At 58.3% G+C, this 21,146-nt stretch carries 14 protein-coding genes; 6 read left to right on the forward strand and 8 right to left on the reverse strand.

What is annotated here, in order from left to right:
* The first annotated feature begins 225 nt into the window (after positions 1 to 225).
* From RRU01S_RS15150 to RRU01S_RS15160, 3 genes are all read left to right on the forward strand, one after another.
* Positions 226 to 1,518 (forward strand): Hsp70 family protein, encoded by a 1,293-nt coding sequence (locus tag RRU01S_RS15150; RefSeq protein ID WP_045231133.1) that lies wholly within the window; start codon positions 226 to 228, stop codon positions 1,516 to 1,518.
* A gap of 44 nt (positions 1,519 to 1,562) precedes the next feature.
* A complete protein-coding gene (locus RRU01S_RS15155; protein ID WP_045231134.1) occupies positions 1,563 to 2,438 on the forward strand; it encodes a uracil-DNA glycosylase in 876 nt (291 codons plus the stop codon).
* 150 nt (positions 2,439 to 2,588) lie between these two features.
* A complete protein-coding gene (locus tag RRU01S_RS15160; RefSeq protein WP_045231135.1) occupies positions 2,589 to 2,777 on the forward strand; it encodes a hypothetical protein in 189 nt (62 codons plus the stop codon).
* Between the two features lie 169 nt (positions 2,778 to 2,946).
* Here RRU01S_RS15160 and RRU01S_RS15165 read toward each other — a convergent pair whose 3' ends face one another.
* Together RRU01S_RS15165 and RRU01S_RS15170 are read right to left on the reverse strand one after the other, a co-directional pair.
* Positions 2,947 to 3,807, reverse strand: a complete 861-nt coding sequence (locus tag RRU01S_RS15165) for a hypothetical protein (RefSeq protein WP_045231136.1) — start codon at positions 3,805 to 3,807, stop codon at positions 2,947 to 2,949.
* Between the two features lie 274 nt (positions 3,808 to 4,081).
* On the reverse strand, positions 4,082 to 5,020 hold the full coding sequence (locus RRU01S_RS15170; protein WP_045231137.1) for a DMT family transporter: 939 nt from the start codon (positions 5,018 to 5,020) through the stop codon (positions 4,082 to 4,084).
* A 395-nt stretch (positions 5,021 to 5,415) separates the two neighbouring features.
* Between RRU01S_RS15170 and RRU01S_RS26700 the strand changes: the two genes are divergently transcribed.
* From RRU01S_RS26700 to RRU01S_RS15185, 3 genes are all read left to right on the forward strand, one after another.
* The gene (locus RRU01S_RS26700) at positions 5,416 to 6,525 is read left to right on the forward strand and encodes a methyl-accepting chemotaxis protein (protein WP_045231138.1); all 1,110 of its coding nucleotides are present in this window, start codon (positions 5,416 to 5,418) and stop codon (positions 6,523 to 6,525) included.
* A gap of 291 nt (positions 6,526 to 6,816) precedes the next feature.
* On the forward strand, positions 6,817 to 9,465 hold the full coding sequence (pepN, locus tag RRU01S_RS15180) for an aminopeptidase N (protein WP_045231139.1): 2,649 nt from the start codon (positions 6,817 to 6,819) through the stop codon (positions 9,463 to 9,465).
* Between the two features lie 185 nt (positions 9,466 to 9,650).
* On the forward strand, positions 9,651 to 12,005 hold the full coding sequence (locus tag RRU01S_RS15185; protein ID WP_045231140.1) for a PAS domain-containing sensor histidine kinase: 2,355 nt from the start codon (positions 9,651 to 9,653) through the stop codon (positions 12,003 to 12,005).
* Positions 12,006 to 12,072: 67 nt separating this feature from the next.
* On the opposite strand, the gene RRU01S_RS15190 is transcribed toward RRU01S_RS15185, so the two are convergent.
* From RRU01S_RS15190 to RRU01S_RS15215, 6 genes are all read right to left on the reverse strand, one after another.
* Positions 12,073 to 13,191 carry a metallophosphoesterase gene (locus tag RRU01S_RS15190; protein ID WP_045231141.1) on the reverse strand — a complete coding sequence of 373 codons (1,119 nt, stop codon included), beginning with the start codon at positions 13,189 to 13,191 and terminating at the stop codon, positions 12,073 to 12,075.
* A gap of 128 nt (positions 13,192 to 13,319) precedes the next feature.
* Entirely contained in the window at positions 13,320 to 13,727 is a 408-nt protein-coding gene (locus RRU01S_RS15195) for a VOC family protein (protein ID WP_045231152.1), read from the reverse strand.
* Between the two features lie 38 nt (positions 13,728 to 13,765).
* Complete coding sequence (locus tag RRU01S_RS15200) at positions 13,766 to 16,735, reverse strand: bifunctional [glutamine synthetase] adenylyltransferase/[glutamine synthetase]-adenylyl-L-tyrosine phosphorylase (RefSeq protein ID WP_045231142.1); 2,970 nt, start codon at positions 16,733 to 16,735, stop codon at positions 13,766 to 13,768.
* A gap of 67 nt (positions 16,736 to 16,802) precedes the next feature.
* A complete protein-coding gene (locus tag RRU01S_RS15205) occupies positions 16,803 to 18,212 on the reverse strand; it encodes a sensor histidine kinase (protein ID WP_045231143.1) in 1,410 nt (469 codons plus the stop codon).
* A 9-nt stretch (positions 18,213 to 18,221) separates the two neighbouring features.
* Positions 18,222 to 18,980: a response regulator transcription factor gene (locus RRU01S_RS15210; protein ID WP_045231144.1), complete on the reverse strand. Its 759-nt coding sequence runs from the start codon at positions 18,978 to 18,980 to the stop codon at positions 18,222 to 18,224.
* Between the two features lie 258 nt (positions 18,981 to 19,238).
* Positions 19,239 to 20,801 carry a Do family serine endopeptidase gene (locus RRU01S_RS15215; RefSeq protein WP_045231145.1) on the reverse strand — a complete coding sequence of 521 codons (1,563 nt, stop codon included), beginning with the start codon at positions 20,799 to 20,801 and terminating at the stop codon, positions 19,239 to 19,241.
* Positions 20,802 to 21,146: the final 345 nt, after the last annotated feature.

Consider the following 21,146-nt stretch of genomic DNA (forward strand, 5'->3'; position numbering starts at 1 on the left):
CTCGCTGCTGTATTCGATACTCACCCCGGCACCGTAAAAGAGCAATGCGAATGGCATTATTGCGGCAGACGCTGAGAAAATACTGGGGCCGCGCTTGCCATTCACACGTCGCTATGCGATCACGCGCCCTCCTCAAAACAGGCGGACGCCTTGCGCGTCTCATTCTTGACCGAACGCCGACTGGCTTGCGGCAAAATCTATCATTGATCTTAAGGACCATGCGCAATGACACGGACACTCGGCCTCGATTTCGGCACGACCAACACGGTCATGGCTCTCTCAGACAGCGGCACGAACAGCCATTCGATGCGATTCACCAGCAGTGCCGGTACCGCAGACAGCATGCGCACAGCGCTGTCCTTCATGAAGGACCGCAGCATGGGCGCCGCCGCCCTCCATGTCGAAGCGGGTCATGCCGCCATTCAGCAGTTCATCGACAATCCCGGTGACTGTCGCTTCCTGCAATCCATCAAGACATTTGCCGCCTCCTCGCTGTTTCAGGGCACGCTGGTGTTCGCCAAGCGCCAAAGCTTCGAGGATCTGATGGAGGTCTTTCTGCGCAAGCTGAAGTCCTATGCGGGCGATGAGTGGCCCACCGATATCTCGAGCGTCATCGCCGGGCGGCCGGTGCGCTTTGCCGGCGCCAATCCCGATGAAGCCCTGGCGCTGGCGCGCTACAATGATGCGCTGACCCGCGCCGGTTTTCCGGAAATCCACTATGTCTACGAGCCCGTCGCTGCCGCCTACTATTTCGCGCAGAGCCTGAAGAAGGACGCCAATGTTCTGGTCGCCGATTTCGGCGGCGGCACCACCGACTATTCGCTCATCCGCTTCGAGACCCATGGCGGCAAGCTGTCGGCCACCCCCATCGGCCATTCGGGCGTTGGCGTCGCAGGAGACCATTTCGACTTCCGCATGATCGACAATCTGGTCTCGCCCGAGATTGGCAAGGGTAGCAAGTTCAAGAGCTTCGACAAGGTGCTGGATGTTCCCGGCGGTTACTACGTCAACTTCGGACGCTGGAACCAACTCTCCATCTTCAAGACGACCAAGGAATTTGCCGACTTGAAATCGCTGGTGCGCTCGGCGCTCGAGCCTGAAAAGCTGGAGATGTTCGTAGAACTCGTCGAGCATGACGAAGGCTATCCGCTCTATCAGGCCATTTCCGCCACCAAGATGGCACTGTCTTCCAGCGAAGAAGCCGAGTTCAACTTCTCGCCACTGGGCAAGGCCGGTCGCAAGATGGTCAAGCGCTCCGATTTCGATCAATGGATCAGCGATGATCTTGCGAAGATCGAAGGCGCACTGGATGAAGTGCTGGAGAAAACCCAGACCGCGCCAGAGGCCATCGACAAGGTGTTTCTGACCGGCGGCACCTCCTTCGTGCCAGCCGTGCGCCAGCTCTTCACGCGGCGCTTCGATGCCGACAAGATCGAAACCGGTGGCGAGTTGTTGTCGATTGCCCATGGTCTGGCGATGATCGGCGAAAGCGGTGATATTGAGCGCTGGACAGCGTGATAACAGGGGTTACGCCACGCCGAGACTTGAGGTAGTTTTCGCCCATGATCTCGGCTCACGACCTTTCTGCGGCAGAACTGGCGGCGCTCCTGCATTTCCATGCGGATGCGGGCGTGGAATGGCTGCTGGAAGACAGTCCGCTGGATCGATTCGCGGAGTTTTCCGCAACCCGCCAGAGCCGACCGGCTCAGCGCGAGGCGCAGCCTCAGCCTCAGCAGAGTGAAGCGCCGCAGCGCGCCGCTCCATCCAAGACGCCATCGCGCACAGCCGCGCCACCACCCGCTCCTGCGATCCAGACCAATGTGGCGATGCCGGACGATCAGGCGATTGCGGCCGCTCGTTTTGCGGCGGAAACGGCCCGCTCCTTGCCGGAACTCAAAACCGCGTTGGAAGGCTTCAACGGCTGCAATCTGAAAAACAGCGCCCGCAATACTATTTTTGCCGAAGGTGACCCCTCCTCCGGCATCATGGTCATCGGTCCCATGCCGGATGCGGATGACGACCGCGAGGGGCAGCTTTATGTCGGCAAGACCGGCCTGCTGCTGGACCGGATGCTGGCCGCCATCGGACTTAATCGCACCAATCTTCTGTTGAGCAATGTCGTGCCGTGGCGCCCGCCGGGCAACCGTTCGCCATCCGGCCCGGAAATGGAGATTTGCCGTCCCTTCATCGAGCGGCAGGTGGCGCTGGCCGAGCCAAAGGTACTGTTGCTTTTGGGCAACTTCACCGCCCGTTTTTTCTTCGGCGGCACAGGAACGATCCATACATTGCGCGGACAGTGGCGCGATGTCGCATCCGGCCACGGCATCGTGCCCGCCATCGCCACCCTGCACCCGCAGGAACTTTTGAACGCACCGGCCAGTAAGCCCTTGGCTTGGCAGGATTTATTAGCATTTCAGGCACGCATCCGCGAAATATGAATGCTTCCTTTTTGATCAATATGAATCATTTATGAAGATAGCCATGCAAATGGCGCATAACAGCGGCGCGCTTGCGTTTCTTGCCGAATCTCTACCGCACTGCAATAAGTCATCTCGTCTTGGGAGGAAACGGTTTAAGGAACCAAGGCAATGACCACTCGCTTCCGTCCGGTTCACTCCGGCTTCGAAACACTCCGGCTCGCAGGCCTCGGCCCGCGCTCCAGCAATGGCTACCACCGCTTTGGTGGCACCAACGAACAGCTGACCGCTCGCGCGTCCACACAGCAGGTTCGCACGACACGTCCTTCGGCAGTCTTTGCGGATTTCCGCGAGCGCTGATCTAAACAGTCTTCAGGTTTGACCCTCGAAGACTCTATAATCCGACGCTTTGCAGCGCCTTTCCGATGGAGAGGCGCTTTTGCGTTTCGGGGTAAAATGTAGCCGTCTCTTCTGGCTGGTCACCGGCGCACAAGCAGGCGTGCCTCTCTGTAACAAGAGGCACGCACCATTATTCCGGCAAAGTGTCCTTCGCAGCGTCGCAAGCCGCCAGAAACGCATCATTCACGTAGACGAATTTGATCGCTTGCCAGCTGCAATACTCATCCAGAAAATCGCGGGAGAACCACATGCCGCTGCGCAGGCTGTCGTCGTGCCAGCCCATCGTGCCCTGCTCGGCCGCCTTGTTCAGCAGACGCTGTAGATGTGTCCGTGACATCATGAATTCGGATGCCATGGCGCGCGCGTCGACAAAGCCGATATCGATGCGATCGCATTGCCGGTCTGCATCTTCGATGCGACTGATGAATTCGTCCATCACCAGCGCGCCCGCTTCTGTCCACAGGAACAGGCCGACACGCGCGGGCGGATCGACCCACTCCTTGTCGAGCAGGCAGTTGCGCGCCGCGCGCGGCTGCGCCAGCGCCATCAGCTCCGGCTGCGCCATCATCGTTGCTGCGCGCGTTCCGCCATCCATCCCGTCGAGTGCGGCCAGGTTTGCCACATACCACATCAGCATATTTTGCTGGCTGATCGCTGTTGCCCTGTAGCGACGTGGACGCACGGTCGTCGGGCCAACCTTCTCGATGTACCGATAAATTTCCAGCTGATCGAGATAGTTCTGCACGGTGTTGCGGCTGGCTATGCCGTTATCCGTCACCAGTTCGCGCAGCTGCGCCACCGTAAATCCCCGTGGGGCCGTCTCCAGATTGAGCGCCATGCCCGCCTGTGTCAGCAACCACTTCTGATGCGCCGACAACAGCCGCGCAATCCTGGGATTGTCGTTATAGGCCGCACGAAGATTGCGCGCGAGCCCGCGTATGGCGCCCAGCAAGTGTGGATGCGCCGTGAGTTCCGCATGCGTATAGTTCATGACATATCTCGCGACAAAGACGGGTTTTCCGCCATAACACGACGACCGGTTGCCACTTCATTTTTATTGCGTCGCATGACTGCGCTGTCCGTGACAGACAGCCACGCACAGTCAGGCCTTCCGCGTTTTGCCCCAAACACGATACGCCACCCCAAAATTTGACCCCTACAAAATGCTGGATATCACATTCACGTTCAAATTGAACAAAGCTTTAGGAAAAAACGAGTTTATCAGCTTTTTATTCTCAGTCAGCAGAAATGCCATTTTTTGGCATTCAACCCTGCGGTGTCGACGCTTTTCGTGCGGCCTTGCGCGCCAGACCCAACTGATGCTCACGAAAAATGATGAAGATACCGGCGCACACGACGATGGCGGTGCCGATCAACATGCTGACTGTCGGAATATCGCCGAACAGAATATAGGAAACGGCAATCCCGAACAGGATCGAGCTGTATTCGAACGGCGCGATGGTGGAGACCTCCGCGTGGCGGTAGCTTTCGGTCAGCAAGATTTGAGCGATTCCACCAGCGATCCCGCAGGAGATCAAAAGAATGGTCTGTTTCATATCCAGCCATTCCCAATCGAACGGCAAGCTGAGGGCAGAGAGTAGCGCGCCCGTCAGCGAGAAATAGAGCACGATCGTCGCCGTCTTTTCCGTCACCACCAGCTGGCGCACCTGCACCATGGCGAGCCCGCCCAGCACGGCACCGGCCAGCACCGCCAGCGCGCCGATCCCCTCACCGGCAGCAAAGCCGCCCTGCTGCAACAGCGTCAGCTTCGGCCACAGGATGATGACCACCCCCGTCATGCCAACGAGCACCGCAGACCAGCGGTAGACACGCACCTGCTCCCCCAAAAGCAGCGACGCAAAGACAACCGCCATCAAGGGCGATGCATAACCGATGGCGATGAACTCCGGCAGCGGCAACATCGTCAGCCCGTAAAAGCCGCACACCATCGAGAGCACGCCAAGGCAACCGCGCTTGAAATGACCGGCAAGGTTTTGCGTGTAGAATGCGCGCGGAAGGCTGCGCAGCCATGCGAGATAGATGACGATGGGAACGATGGCGAAGGCCGAGCGGAAAAAGCTGATCTGACCTGCCGGAATATCCGCCCCGGCCGCCTTGATGCAGGTCTGCATCACCAGAAAGAACGCAACAGAGATCAATTTGAAGCTGATGCCCCGGATGGGGTTGTAAGCGGCGGCACTCATCGGAAACTGACATTCATGGGCCCACGGGGACGTGAACCGGTTTCATCTCACAGGCCAGAGGCTGACGCTGCATATCTGTGACGATGACTATCAGATATTTCCGTCGATTCCGACATAAACTCCAGATTGAGCATTCGCCCCATCACTTTTCATGCAACCGCTTGCCCAAAAGCCACGACCTGGCCCATCGATCTCAAAAAGTGCTTTAAATATATGCAGATGCTGTATTGGCAATCACACAATAGAGAATTTCGACTCTACTTATTACAACTTGTCGAAACCAAATATTAACCAGAACATATTCTAAATACATCACGCAGAACATTCAGTTTTCCGTCCCAGAACGCTGAAAAACCAACTCATTTCAATATCCAAGCAGAACAGACGATACGATCATGAAACCAGCTTTGCGAATCCTGGACAAAAATTCACTGCCACCGGCAACGCCCCGCAGCATGCGTATCGTCACGGATGGAATGTCGAACGATCTACGGCAGTTCAGCACAGATAACACCCATATCGTCAAGCAGATCCGACTGTTGGCCATCAATGCGCTCATCGAAGCGGCCAGAGCGGGTGAAGCCGGCAAGGGTTTTTCCGTGGTGGCGAATGAAGTGCAACGACTGGCGCAGATCGCCTCGGACATTTCCTCCACCTTCGAGCACAACGTCTTGAGCCGCATCGGGCTCAGCCGTGATATGGCGGAAGCCCTTGTCGAGGAAATGGAAGGCGTGCGCCTGATGGACATGGCCCAGACATTGGTCCAGCTCATCGTGCGCAATCTGTTTGAGCGCACCGCCGATGTGCGGTGGTGGGCGACCGATACAGCTTTGTGGCAAGCGCTTGAGAGCAATGACAAGGCAGATGCCGCTTTCGCTTCCGAACGGCTGGGCGTCATATCCCGCTTCTACACCGTCTATATCGACCTCGTCATGACGGATCGCCGTGGCATGGTGATCGCGTCTGCCAATCCACGCTACAAATCCGCTCTGGTGGGTCGCAACCTCACGCTTGAACCGTGGTTCATCGCGGCATCGCAATGCCGCAGCGGTGACGAATATATCGTCGATCAGGTCAAGAGCAGCCCGCAGCACGATGACAGAGACGTTCTGGTCTACGCCACCGGCATCCGCGAAGGTGGCAAGAACGATGGGGCCTTGGTGGGAACGCTTGGCGTCTATTTCGATTGGCAGGAACAGGGGCGCGCCATCGTCGAAAAGGAGGCAAACCTACCGCCACCGGTGGCCGAACGCACCGTGGTCCTGTTGCTCGATGGCGATATGCGCGTGATCGCCAGCAGCGATCCGGCATTGCGCTTTACGCACTACCCACTTCAGAACCCAGGGAATGCCATGCGCGGCAGCTACTATACGGGCGGCACCATCGTCGCCTTTGCCAAAACCTTCGGCTATGAGGATTATGACGGTCTTGGTTGGTACGGCGTCGTCATCCAGCAGACCGAAAGCGAAGACGCCATACGCAACAGCCTGGGGCTGAAGGCGTGAGGCGAATATGCGCCAGGCTGCCGTAATAGAATTGCTAACCAAGCAAATATTTTATTATAATATAATTCTGAAAGGACGATAATTTCAGCAATCGTTCAACATTTAATGGAATGATGTCCCAATGCGAGACACAGTCATTGGTGACAATTGAACCGTTCGTCTGGCAAGAAAATACGCGGGACATCATGTTTTGCGAGTTGCACATGAACGTGACCGACTTCAATTCGACTTTCAGGTGGCATACGGCATGAAACCTGAGACGTGGCAGACAAGGTTCATTCAGGAATAGTCATGCGAACAGACACGGGCCAGATCGTTCACCTGGCGGATTATCGCCCCACCGATTTCGTTCTCGAACGAGTTGACCTCACTTTCGAACTCGATCCGCAAAATACAAAGGTCGAAGCGCGACTGATTTTTCATCGGCGCGAAGGTGCCGATACATCGGCGCCGCTCGTTCTTGACGGCGACGAGTTGACACTATCAGGCCTGTTGCTGGACCAGATCGACATTCCCGCTGCACAATATGATGTGACGCCGGACAGTCTGACGATCCGCGACCTGCCAGCGGCAGAGCCGTTCGAGATTTGCGTAACGAACTACATCAACCCGGAAACTAACACGAAGTTGATGGGTCTTTACCGCACCAACGGTGTCTACTGCACCCAGTGTGAAGCCGAAGGCTTCCGCCGCATCACCTATTTCCCCGATCGTCCCGACGTTCTGGCGCCCTACACCATCACCATCATTGCCGCCAAGGAAGGCAACACCTTCCTGCTGTCCAACGGCAATTTCCTCGGCGGCGGCAATTACGATGAAGGCCGTCACTTCGCGGCATGGTTCGATCCGCATCCCAAGCCAAGCTATCTCTTTGCGCTGGTGGCAGGCGATCTGGGCCTCATCGAAGACACCTTCACCACCATGTCCGGTCGTGATGTCGCGCTGAAGATTTACGTCGAGCACGGCAAGGAGCCGCGCGCGGCCTATGCCATGGATGCGCTGAAACGCTCCATGAAATGGGACGAAGAACGCTTCGGTCGCGAATACGATCTGGATATCTTCATGATCGTCGCCGTGTCCGATTTCAATATGGGCGCCATGGAGAACAAGGGCCTCAACGTCTTCAACGACAAATACGTGCTGGCCGACCCGGAGACCGCGACCGATACCGACTACGCCAATATCGAGCGCATCATCGCGCATGAATATTTCCATAACTGGACCGGCAACCGCATCACGTGCCGCGACTGGTTTCAGCTGTGCCTGAAGGAAGGCCTGACCGTCTATCGCGATCAGGAATTTTCCTCCGACATGCGCTCGCGCCCGGTCAAGCGCATCGCCGATGTGCGCCACCTGAAATCCGAACAGTTTCCGGAAGACAGCGGCCCGCTGGCACATCCGCCACGCCCCGACAAATATCGTGAGATCAACAACTTCTATACGACGACCGTCTATGAGAAGGGTGCAGAGATCACCGGCATGATCGCCACCATTTTAGGTGCCGATGATTTCCGCAAGGGTATGGACCTCTATTTCGAACGCCATGATGGCGACGCTTCCACCGTCGAAGACTTCATCAAGTGCTTCGAAGAGGCAAGCGACCGCGATCTGTCGCAGTTCTTCCGCTGGTATATCCAGGCTGGCACACCGCTGGTCAGCGCTTCGACCAGCTACGACGCCGCGTCGTCCACCTTCACGCTGTCGCTGGAACAAACCGTTCCGGCAACACCTGGCCAGACCAACAAGCAGACCCTGCACATTCCGCTCTCCACGGCGCTCATTCTCGACAACGGCCAGATTGCCGAACCGTCGACGGTCGAAGGTGGTGATTACCGGGATGGCGTGCTGCATCTGACCGAGCGCAGCCAGACCTTTACCTTCTCGGGCATTCCATCGCGTCCGGTGCTGTCTATCAACCGCAGCTTCTCGGCACCGATCAATCTGCATCTGGAGCAGTCCGCCGAAGATATGGTGCAGATTGCCCGCCACGATACGGATATGTTCTCTCGCTGGCAGGCCCTGGCAACCTTGGCCATGCCGAACCTCATCAAAGCCACGCAGGCGGTTTTGAACGGCACCGAGACCCAGTTCGACGAAGCCTTTATCGCCACTCTTATCGACATTGCCGGTGATGACGCTCTGGAGCCCGCATTCCGCGCCCAGGCGCTGGGACTGCCGAGCGAAGCAGACGTTGCCCGCGAGATCGGCCGCAACAACGATCCGAACGCCATCCACACGGCCCGCAACGCCGCCATGGAGGCCATTGCCAAGGCTGGCGTGGAAACCTTCACGTCGTTGTTCACCGCCTTCGAAGACAAAGGCCCCTACTCTCCTGATGCCGCAAGTGCCGGTCGCCGGTCGTTGCGCAACATCGCCATGGGCTATCTGTCCTTTGCCGAGCCGACACCGGAGCGGGCGTCCGCGGCATTTTCCGCCGCCACAAACATGACCGATCTTGCCCATGCGCTCAGCGTCCTGACACAGCGCTTCCCGGATGCGCCAGAAACCGCAGAGGCACTCGCGACATTCGAGAGCCGCTTTGCCGACAATGCGCTGGTGCTGGACAAGTGGCTGTCCATTCAGGCGGCCATACCCGGTGACGGTGCGCTTGATCGCATCAAGTCGCTGACGGACTCGAAGCATTTCATCGCCACCAATCCGAACCGCGTTCGTTCCCTCATCGGGACCTTCGCCTTCGGAAACCCGACCGGGTTCAACCGTGCCGATGGTGAAGCCTATCGCTTCCTTGCCGAACAGATCGTCGGCATCGACAAGCGCAACCCGCAGCTTGCCGCGCGCATGCTCACATCCATGCGCTCCTGGCGCTCTCTGGAGCCAGTCAGGGCCGATCATGCACGCGCCGCATTGACTGTCATCGAGCGGTCTCCAGCGCTCTCCACAGACGTTCGTGACATCGTGGAACGCGTGCTGAAAGCATGAGCTGAGATGAGTTTGGCGACTTCCATCGGGGTCGCCAGACCTGCTCCAAAAAAATACAGAGTCCGTTCAACGGCTTAAAATTCTTTTAACCATAAGCTCTGGACAAGCCGAATCAGCTTTGATTCACTGGTGTCAGATTCGAGCGGCGGCGCTTCGAGTGACACGAGGGACATCAAGGCGGGATAATGACGAACGTGCGGCGGGCGACTGCAGGCGATGAACGCTTGTATGCCAAAATATGCGATGTAGCTGCATGGGGAGACAAGCTTTCTGGTTTCATGGTGGGGGTTACCACCTGGCCAAAGAGCCGACTTCAGTTACCCCAACTGGAAACACTTCTTAAGCGGCTGATACCGGTCCTCATTTTAGCTTTTCTGATTGTCGTTGCGGCCTCGCGTATTCTTGGCATCGTAGCGGAATCAGGACGCATGGAGGAATCGGCGCGCCAGGCAACGGCACTTTCGGCGCTTGCGGCAAAGGCGGCGCTCATGGGCGACGAAGTCCTTTTCGCCACGCAGGACCGCACGGCGGCCGAGACTCGCCTTGGACGGGCTTTTCCAGCAGGGGGCCTCAACAACAACACCCTGCTTTTGATCGCGGGCAATGACGGCCGGATTTTTGCTGGTATCGGCAACGAAGCCTCCAGCTATCTGGGGACATCGCTCACCGGTCTGCTGCCGGAAATCGCCATTGTCCGGCGTTTCCCGGATGCGCCCGGCACCGTCGAGACCGATATCGAAGGTACACCGCATTACGCCACCATGCTGCCGCTGGGTACCGATGGCGGCATGATCATCGCAGCCCGTTCGCTGGAGCCGATCCGCTCCTTCTGGCGCAGCGAAGTGGCCATGAACGTCACGCTGTTCACCGGCATCTCCGCCATCCTGCTCGTCATTCTCTATGCCTATTACATGCAGGTGAAACGGGCGCGCACGGCAGACGAAATCTTCCTGGAATCGAACCTGCGCGTCGAAACGGCGCTATCACGCGGACGCTGCGGCCTTTGGGATTTCGATCTTTCCACACGCCGCATGTTCTGGTCCACGTCTCTTTATGAAATTCTCGGCCTTCCACCCAAAACCGAACCGCTGTCCTTCAGCGATGCGGCCCGCATGATGCAGTCGGAAGACGGCAATCTCTACGAGCTGGCCCGCTCCGTCGGCTGTGGCGAACTGCGCCAGATCGACCAGGTGTTCCGCATGCGCCACGCCCATGGTCACTATGTCTGGCTACGTGCCCGTGCCCAGGTCATCCACACCTCCGCAGGCCCGCGCGTCATCGGCATCGCCATGGACACCACCGAACAGCACCGTCTGGCCCAGCGTTACGCCGAAGCCGACCAGCGTCTGGCGGACGCCATCGAGAGCACGTCCGAAGCCTTTGTATTGTGGGACAAGAACGACCGTTTGGTCATGTGCAATGCCCACTTCCAGCAAGCCTATGGCCTGCCCGACAGCGTGCTGGTTGCAGGCACCGAACGCTCCGTCGTCAACGCAGCTGCCTGCCGCCCCGTGGTGGAGCGCCGCGTCGCAGACCCGGACCAATCAGGCCTGTCACGCACAATGGAAGTCCAGCTGGCCGATGCCCGTTGGCTGCAGATCAACGAACGACGCACCCGTGACGGCGGTCTGGTGTCCGTCGGTACCAACATCACACTTCTCAAACGCCACGAAGAACGCCTGCGCGATTCCGAAAAGCGACTGATGGCGACAATCGGTGACCTGTCGTCCTCCCGCCACAAGCTGGAGCGTCAAAAGACCGAGCTTTCCGACGCCAATGCGCTTTATCAGGCGGAAAAAGAACGTGCCGAAGCGGCCAATACTGCGAAATCCGAGTTCCTCGCCAATATGAGCCATGAGCTGCGTACTCCGCTCAACGCCATTCTCGGTTTTTCGGAAATTCTTCTCAACGAGATGTTCGGCCCCGTCGGATCGCCGAAATATTCGGAATATGCTCGCGATATTCATGACAGTGGCAAGCATCTGCTCCACGTCATCAACGACATCCTCGATATGTCGAAGATCGAAGCCGGCCATATGCGGATCAACTGCGAGAAGGTCGATCTGGCACCTTTGGTCGAAGAAACGCTGCGCCTCACCGCCATTCAGGCCGCGCAGAAGAACATCTCCATCCAGCAGCGCGTGTGTGCGGACATGCACATGGCCGTCGATCGTCGCGCCATGAAGCAGATCATGCTCAACCTCCTGTCGAATGCGGTGAAATTCACCGGTGAAGGTGGACGCGTGGAGCTTCGCACGCATGTGCATCAAAGGGGATTGATGCTGACCATCGCCGATACCGGCATCGGTATTCCCAGCACATCCATCAACAAGATCGGCCAGCCCTTCGAACAGGTGCAGAGCCAATACGCCAAGAGCCAGGGCGGCTCGGGCCTTGGCCTCGCCATCTCCCGCTCGCTGGTCAAGCTGCATGGCGGCTCGATGAAAATCCGCTCCTGCGTCGGCAAGGGTACGGTGGTCGCGCTGATGATACCGCATGCGGAGACGGTGCAGCCGCTGGCATCGGCATCGGTCCACTGAACACAAAAAAGCGGGCCTCACCATTCAAGGTGAGGCCCGCCGTTTTTAAATACTGCATACAGTAAAATCAGGGCGCGCGACGAAGCGTAAAGCGCGTCAGCTCCGATGGTTTACCCAGCCGTAGCGCAAAGCCCGGCCATAGCGCAGTGCCGTTGTTGACGTAGAGCTGCATGCCACCCACCTGATAGAAGCCAGACACGAAGCCATTATTGGCACGCGCAACGAGCTTGTGCAGACCCAACACCATGCCGCCATGGGTATGGCCGGACAGCTGCAACGCCACGCCCATCTTCGCATTGCGCGCGGCTTCCTTAGGCTGGTGGTCGAGCAGGATGATGGGCGCCTGTTCCGGCGCACCGCGCAGCGCCGCTGCAATATCCGGCTGCGGGAACGGTGTTCTGGACGACGACAGATCGGTAACGCCCGCGATCACCAGCTTTTCGCCATTTCTGTCGAGCACCGTGTGCCCGTTGATCAGCGTGGTCATGTTGAGACCCTGGTAGTATTTCATCCACTCCTCATAGCCGAAGAAATACTCGTGGTTCCCCGCAACGGTGATCACCCCATCGCGCGCTTTAAGATTTGCCAGCGGTGCAATATCGCCGCTGCGGGCCTGAATGCTGCCATCGATCAGATCACCTGTTATCACGATCAAATCGGGATTGAGCGCGTTGGTTTTCTCCACCACTGATTTTGCCCACTCGGCAGAGAACAGCCGACTGATGTGGAGGTCGGTCAGTTGCACCATCTGATAGCCGTCGAAGGCCGGTGGCAGACCCGGAATGGCGACTTCGATATCCTTCAATGGCGGAACACGGATGGCCTGGCTGACGGCAAAAGCCGAAAGGCCGAGTGCTGCCAGTCCCATCGCGTAGCGAACGCCGGCCGGCACCGCCGGAAAATGGCCCTTGAACGGCCATACCACCAGCGAGATGATATCGAGCGCGATCTGCAGGAATGCCAGCAGAATAATGGTGCCCATCAGGACGTTGAAGGCGATGACCAGCGGCCGGAAGAATTCAGGAGAAAAGACCGATCCCGAAGAGAGACGGTTGAACAGGTGATATTGCGATGCGATCAGAAGGATCAATGCGATAACGGCTTTGACGGACCACAACCACGGCAGCGGCTGAAGAAATCGCACGGCAACGACCAGCCAGGGAATTCCGAAAATCAGATGAAACATGAATATGCCTTTGTGTTTGATCCTGTTTACGAGCGCGACATGCAAACGGATCAACCCACTCCTGAGATGGATCGATCCGTACTGCCACGCCAAAACCTGAAACAAAGATGGTGCCTGGAGACGAATGCTCAAGGCACGGAGACGTTCTTCCTCACATCATAGCAAACAAAGGCGATCTTGTTGCCATCGGGGTCGCGAACATAGGCGGCGTAAAAACCTTCGCCGTAATCCGGGCGCAGGCCCGGCGCGCCCTCATCCGATCCACCATTTGTCATGGCAAGTCCATGCAGCCGATCAATCGTATCGGAACCATCGATCACGAACGCCGTCATCGTGCCGTTGCCAACGCCAGCCGTGCCACCATCGAAGGGATAACCCGTTGCGAAACGTGGTGCGTTGACATCGCTCTTGTCACCCCAGAACGAGACCTGCTCGTCTTTGTAACACTGCTTCAGTCCCATCTCGGTAAAAATCGGATCGTAGAACAGCACAGCGCGGTCCAGATCCGTCGTGCCAACCATGGTGTATCCAATCATCTGCTCATCTCCAGCTTGAGGTTGGTACATCCTATAATTTAGTCCTTTGTCGCCACAACCGCTGAAAATGCCTTCCGCACAGTTTTCGACAGTCGCTTCACCTCACCTTCCAGCGTGCCGATATCAGGGCAATCACCGGCACGGCAGACGAGGTCGATCAGCCCGGCAGGCGCTTGCTTCGGTTCGAAATCGCTGTCGATGCATAGGCGGATGATCTGGGAAAGTTCGGTGAAGAGGTTGAGCGCGGCCATGCAGTCGTCATAGGTCTGCGGCTCCATCGCGCCTGCCGCGACGCGTTTCCAAACATCCGCCGTGCTTTCCCCGGCCACATGCGGCGGCAGGTCCTTTGCGGGCGCAACCAGCGTCAGATATTGCGCGATGAACTCCAGATCGACCAGACCGCCGGGGATCAGCTTGAAATCCCAACTATTGGCAGGCGGCTTTTCCTCGCCGATCAGCTTGCGCATCTCGGCCACGTCAGCCGCAATCTTCGCCACATCCCGCTTCTGCGAGAGAACGGATGCAATGATGCGTTCGGCATCCTCAATCAGCGAGGCATCACCGCAGATCAACCGTGCGCGGGATAGCGCCAGATGTTCCCATGTCCAGGCTTCCTCGCGCTGGTACTTCTCGAAGGTGGAAATGCGCGTCGCCACCGGCCCCTTATTGCCGGAAGGTCGCAGCCGCATATCGACTTCGTAGAGCACACCTTCCGCAGTCGGCGCTGATAATGCCGAGATCAGCCTTTGCGTGACGCGGGTAAAGTATCGGACGGCATCCAGCGGCTTCGCCCCATCGGATTCAGACGCCGCATCATCATAATCATAGAGCAGGATGAGATCGACATCGGAGCCCGCCGTCAATTCGAACGAGCCCAGCTTCCCCATACCGACGACAGCAACGCGACCACCCGGATATATGCCATGCGCCGCCTCCATCTCGGCCATCACCGCCTTCACCGCTGCCTCTATCACAAGATCGGCAAGATAGGTGAAGGCGCGCGCCGCCACCTCACCCCGTATCGCACCCGTCAGCAACCGCACACCGATCAGGAAGCGCTGTTCGGCAGCAAAGATGCGCAGCCGATCGAGAATGTCTTCATAGTGCCGCGCCGGTGCCAGAAACCCCTGCATGCGTAGGCCGAGATACTCGCGCGTCGGGATTTCCGTCATCAGCGCCGGGTCCAGCATGCCATCGAAAACATGCGGGCGCGCAGCAATGATCTCCGCAAGTCTTGGCGCAGACGACATGATCGTCACCAGCAGAGACAGCAGCGCCGGGTTATTGCCCAGCAGCGAAAAAAGCTGAATTCCGGCAGGCAGGCCGGACAGGAAATTGTCGAACCGCAGCAGTGCCTCATCGGCCCGCTTACTCTTGCCAAAAGCTTGCAACAGTTCCGGCGTCAGCTCCGTCAATCGCTCCCGTGCCTCGACGGATTGCGTGGCGCGGTAGCGGCCATTGTGCCACGTCCGAATGACGCCCGACATGGATTCGGGGCGCTCGAAACCAAGCCTTGCCAGCGTCTTCAGCGTATCAGGGTCATCCTTCTGGCCGGTGAAGACCAGATTGCCGCTTTCGCCCGAAAGCTTGGTTTCCTGCTCGAACAGCGCCGAATATTTCCGCTCCACCAACCGCAGCACCGTCTCCAGCTTTTCGGAAAACGCCTTGGTATCGGCAAAGCCCAGCATGAAGGCGATGCGTTTCAGCTCCGCCTCGGTATCGGGCAGAATATGCGTCTGCTCATCACGCACCATCTGGATGCGGTGTTCCACTTCACGCAGAAACCAGTAGGCATCCGTCAGCTTATCGCGCGTGCTGGCATCGATCCACTTCGCCTCCGTCAGTGCCGCCAACGCTTCCTGCGTCGAGCGCACCCGCAGCGGTGCCATCCGACCGCCTGCAATCAACTGCTGCGTCTGCGCGAAGAATTCGATCTCGCGAATACCGCCGCGACCGAGTTTGATGTTGTGCCCCTTCACCGCAATCGCGCCATGGCCCTTATGCGCATGTATCTGCCGCTTGATGGAGTGGATATCGGCAATCGCCGCATAATCCAGATATTTGCGAAACACGAAGGGTGTCAGTTCCCGCAGGAAGCTTTCACCCGCCTTGATGTCCCCCGCCACCGGTCTTGCCTTGATATAGGCCGCACGCTCCCAGTTCTGCCCCCGTCCTTCATAATAGGTCAGCGCAGCCTCGACGGGTATGGCCAGCGGCGTGGAGCCAGGGTCAGGGCGCAGCCGCAAATCGGTTCTGAAGACATAACCATCCGCCGTCCGCTCCTGCATGATGCGGATCAGCCGTCGCATCATGCGTCCAAAGATTTCCAACGCATCCAGCGGGTCGGGGATGATGCCGGAGGAAGGCTCGAAGAACACGACCGCATCGATATCGGATGAGTAATTCAGCTCCTGCGCACCCAGCTTGCCCATGCCCAGCACGATCAGGCCAGAGCCCTCACTCGGCGCATCCTCATTCTTTAGCGTCAGCTTGCCACTATGGTGGTTGGCCAGAAGCAGATGGTCGATCGCCGCCGCCAGACTGGCATCGGCCATATCGCTCAGCCATCGTGTCGTATCTCTTGCCACAAAAATCCGTGCCAGATCGGCAAGTGCCGCGATAAAGGACAGTCGTCGCTTGGCAATCCGCAGCCGGGCCATCACCTCAGCCTCACTCGGCAGGGCGCCCTCATCATCCGGTCGCCAGCAATTGCGGGCGTCTTCGACCAGTCGCGCCAGCGTTGCATCCAGCGGTCCAGATATCGCCAGCGTCAGCAATCCCTCATCGGCGACTGCCGCGTCCCGCAAATAGGGTGACAATGACAATGCCTGCGCCACAAAATCCTTGAGCGGCCTGTCGCTCGCAAGAAGCGCTGCGACATCTGGTTCGCTCTTGCCGATATCCTTCAGGGTAGAGAGAACGGATTTCAGCTCCGTCTGCGTATAAGGACGGATCACCCCCGGCTGCACGTCTTCCAGCCGTCTTTCGACGGTTGCGGCTTCTTGCACTGTCTCTCTCCCTTACACGCTGAATGCCGATCTCACGGAATCGGCTTCATTGTTTTTGGGTAAGACCTTACGGTGTGGAAACGGGAAAAACCATCGAAACAGTCAGGCCGGGTGCCTCGGCATTCTCAGGATCAGTATCGGAAAGCTGCAGCGACCCGCCGTGCAGCTCCATTACGGCCTCGACAAGCGACAAGCCCAGACCCGTTCCGGGCTTGGAGCGGCTTTCGTCCAGCCGCACGAAACGCTTGATGACCTCGTCACGCTTGGCTGCGGGAACACCGGGGCCATTGTCTGCAACCGAAAGCACGATCCCCTCGTCCTGCCGCGCCAGCCGCACGGCCAGCGCCTTCTTGCCCTCATGCCCGCTGGCGTATTTGATGGCGTTGTCGATGAGATTGGTCAGCGCCTGACCGATGAGTTCGCGGTTACCCTGCACGATCAGCCCCGGCGCAATATCCGCCGTCAGCGTCAAGCCTTCCTCATCGGCCACCGGCTCGTAAAGTTCGGCGCTATCCTCGGCAATCGCAGAAACATCCACATCGCTCATCTCAGCGGCAATCGAACCGGCCTCGACACGGGAAATCATCAAAAGAGCATTGAAGGTGCGGATCAGCTGATCGGATTCGGCAATGATGCCTTCCAGCGCTGCCCGGCGCTTGCCGTCATCCCGGTCTTCCAGCGCTTCGGTCGCCTTGTTGCGCAGGCGCGTCAGCGGCGTTTTGAGGTCATGCGCGATGTTGTCGGAAACCTGCCGCAGCCCTTCGTTCAGCTTCTCGATGCGTCCCAACATGGCGTTGAGCGAGCCCGAGAGCCGGTCGAATTCATCGCCGGAACGTCCCTGCGGCAGGCGCTGCGAAAGGTCGCCCGCCATGATCTTCTTCGTCGCATCCGACATGCGGTTGAGACGTTTCAGCGCATTACGCCCGATGGCAAACCAGATCAGAACCGCACCGCCACCCATAATCGCCAGCGCCACCATCAGCGCATTGCGCACCAGCAACCGGAACTTCGTCGGCTCGCCCAGATCGCGACCGACCAGAATGCGAAGTCCATTATCCAGACGGAAAATACTGGCCGTAGCGAGATGCTTCACGGCATCGCCGCTTTCGGAATAGCGCTCGTAACCGAACGGCAATTCGGTCCAGCCCTCACTGTCGAAAACACCTGGCTGCACGGAGGCGACGTTACCCGCCAGAATTTCACCATTCGGCCCGGCAATCACATAAAGGCTCGCCCCCGGCTGGCGCGCGCGGCGCTCCATCATCCGCAGCAGCGGGTTGATGCCACCGCGATTATAAACGCGCTGAACGTCGTTGACCTCCTGCTGCACGGCATCGCGCGTCTGCTGGTTCAGCAAACCCTCGGACAGCGCGGTGACATAGAAAACCAGGAAAGCGGCGCAAAGCGCGAAAAGCAGGATATAGAGCGCCGAAAGGCGCACCGCCGTCGAGCTGAACAAAAGACGAAGACGGGCCATGAGGCGGCGTTACCCCTCGTCCTTCATCATGTAACCGGCGCCGCGAATGGTTTTCAGCAGCGGCTTGTCGAAGTCCTTCTCGATCTTCGAGCGAAGGCGCGACACATGCACGTCGATGACATTGGTCTGCGGATCGAAATGGTAGTCCCACACATTTTCGAGCAGCATGGTACGCGTCACCACTTGGCCCGCATTCTTCATCAAATATTCCAGCAGGCGAAACTCGCGCGGCTGAAGGAGAATTTCCTTGCCGCCACGGCGCACATCGTGGGAAAGACGGTCGAGTTCCAGATCGCCGACACGGTAGATCATATCCTGCTCAGGCTTGCCCTTGCGGCGACCCAGCACTTCGATACGCGCCAGCAACTCGCTGAAAGCATAGGGCTTCGGCAGATAGTCATCGCCACCGGCGCGCAGACCCGTCACGCGGTCGTCCACCTGCCCCAGCGCGGACAGGATCAGCACCGGCGTTTCGATGCCACGACGGCGCAGCTCGCTGATGACGGATAGGCCATCACGGCGCGGCAACATGCGGTCGATGACCATCACGTCATAGGCATTCTCGACGCCCATAAACAAACCGCTCTCGCCATCGCTGGCGTGATCGGCCACAATGCCCGCTTCCCGGAACGCCTTCGTCATATAGGCCGCAGCTTCCAGATCGTCTTCAATAACAAGAATCTTCATGTGCGGGACAATAGCGTCCTCGACCTTCGCCACACAACTGGAAACAGTGGGGTTGCTATCGTTATGCAGATTGCTTTCCATATGTTTCGGCTCCTGGGTGCTAGCAGACGATCGAAGTGAAACCTTATGCCGCCTTTTCAACCGTCACCCCGCACTTGGATAGCGGGGTCCAGTGCGATCAGGTCTCTGATCGCTTAAGACTCTTCTGCCGCGCAGACGCGCGGCGGCTGGATCCCGGCTCAAGGCCGGGATGACGGAGAGAATGAGACGCACTCCGCAAAATATTTCGCCTTTAAAAGTGATACCGGGTGTCTACACACCCGGTATCCTATTCGCTCATCAACCCTGGTCGATATCCAGCGCGATGAAGCGGCTGCCATCGTCGGTCTGGATCTGGAACAGCGCCTTGGAGCGCCCATCCTTCTTGGCCTGCTCGAGAATTTTCTCGACATCGGCTGCCTTCGCCACCTGCTGGTTGTTTACAGAGGTGATCTTCTCACCGGTCTTCAAGCCACGCGCTGCGGCATCGGAGTCGGGGTCGACATCGGTAATGGCGAGCCCGTTGCCGTCGTCAGCCGGTGCGACCGATAGGCCGAGGCTCGACAGTGCCTTCTCGCTGGAGGACTGGCCGCCCTTGTCGTCGTTCTGGCTTGCCGTTGCCTTGGAAGCATCGTCGCTCGCCAGATCGCCCAGCGTTACGCTGACCGGCTGCGACTTGCCACCGCGCCACAGCGACAGCTCGACCTTGGTGTTCGGCGCCATGGCACCGATGCGGCGTGACAGATCGCGGGCATCCTTCACCGTATCGCCATTGATCGCGGTGATGATATCACCCTGTTTAATGCCAGCCTTGTCACCCGGCGAACCGGCCTGCGGGGCAACAACCAGCGCACCACTCGCCTCGGAAAGACCGAGCGATTCGGCAATATCCTTGCTCACAGGCTGAATCTGCACACCAAGCCAGCCGCGCTCGACCTTACCGTCCTTGATCAGGTCCTGAATGACGTCCTTGGCGACGGAAGCAGGAATGGCAAACGCGATACCGACGTTACCGCCAGATGGAGAGAAGATCGCCGTATTGATGCCGATCACCTCGCCATTGAGGTTGAACGCCGGGCCACCGGAGTTGCCACGGTTCACGGCAGCATCGATCTGGAGATAATCGTCATAGGGGCCAGAGCCGATATCACGGCCACGGGCCGAAATGATACCCGAGGTCACCGTACCGCCGAGGCCGAACGGGTTACCCACGGCAACCACCCAGTCACCAACGCGGATTTTGCTGTCATCGGCAAACTGCACATAGGTAAACTTGCGGTTCACATCCACTTTCAGCACGGCCAGATCGGTGCGGCTGTCGCGACCGACCAGCTTGGCATCCAACTCGGTGCCGTCATTCATGACAACCGTATAGGCAGAACCATCGTCAACAACGTGGTTGTTGGTCACGATGTAACCGTCTTCAGAAATGAAGAAGCCGGAGCCCTGAGCCGTTGGACGCAGTGGACCCTTGCCATCACGGTGAGCCTTCGGGCCACGGTCGGCGCGCTTGTCGTCACCGGAGCCGGGGCCACCGAATTCTTTAAAGAAACGCTTCAGCGGGTGGTCATCGGGAAGCTGGTCGAGACCACGACCGCCGAAATTGAACGAGTAGCCGCTGTTATCATCGGAAGCAGGCTGCACATTGGACTGCACACGCACCGAAACGACAGCAGGGGAGACCGCGTCAACGACATTGGCAAAGCTCGGCACCTGCGGCGCGGTCACTTCAACGGGTGCTGCAAAAGAATGAGCGATTGGCCCGGCCACACCGGTCGTCAGCATCAGAGCCGCCAGACCACCAACAGCGGAAGACTTGAGAACGGTCTTCAACGAGGGACGTCCGTTTTGCGAATTCAACATGGAACTTACCTTCTTTCTTCATTCAGACTAGAGCCCCGGTGGATCGGGGAAGCGGTGGATGACCAAAGATATAGGTCGCTCTACCTTACAGCGAAGTGTCTGGTGCGTGAAAAATCGGTAATGTTGGGGGATTTGCGGAAGAACGCGTTATCAAGGACAAGTAAATCATTGAATTTAAATGCGTTTTATCTTTACTGCAAGCTGCCACAATATAGGGCTGAGTGTGTGGCTTACCCCCCTCTGTCCTGCCGGACATCTCCCCCACAGGTGGGGAGATCGGCTTGTGGAGGCCTCTCGCCCATCTTGAAGGCTGCGGATAGAGTCTGGCGCATGCGTCTAGCCAAT

This window comes from Agrobacterium rubi TR3 = NBRC 13261 (genome assembly GCF_000739935.1).
Taxonomy (GTDB): Bacteria; Pseudomonadota; Alphaproteobacteria; order Rhizobiales; family Rhizobiaceae; genus Agrobacterium; species Agrobacterium rubi.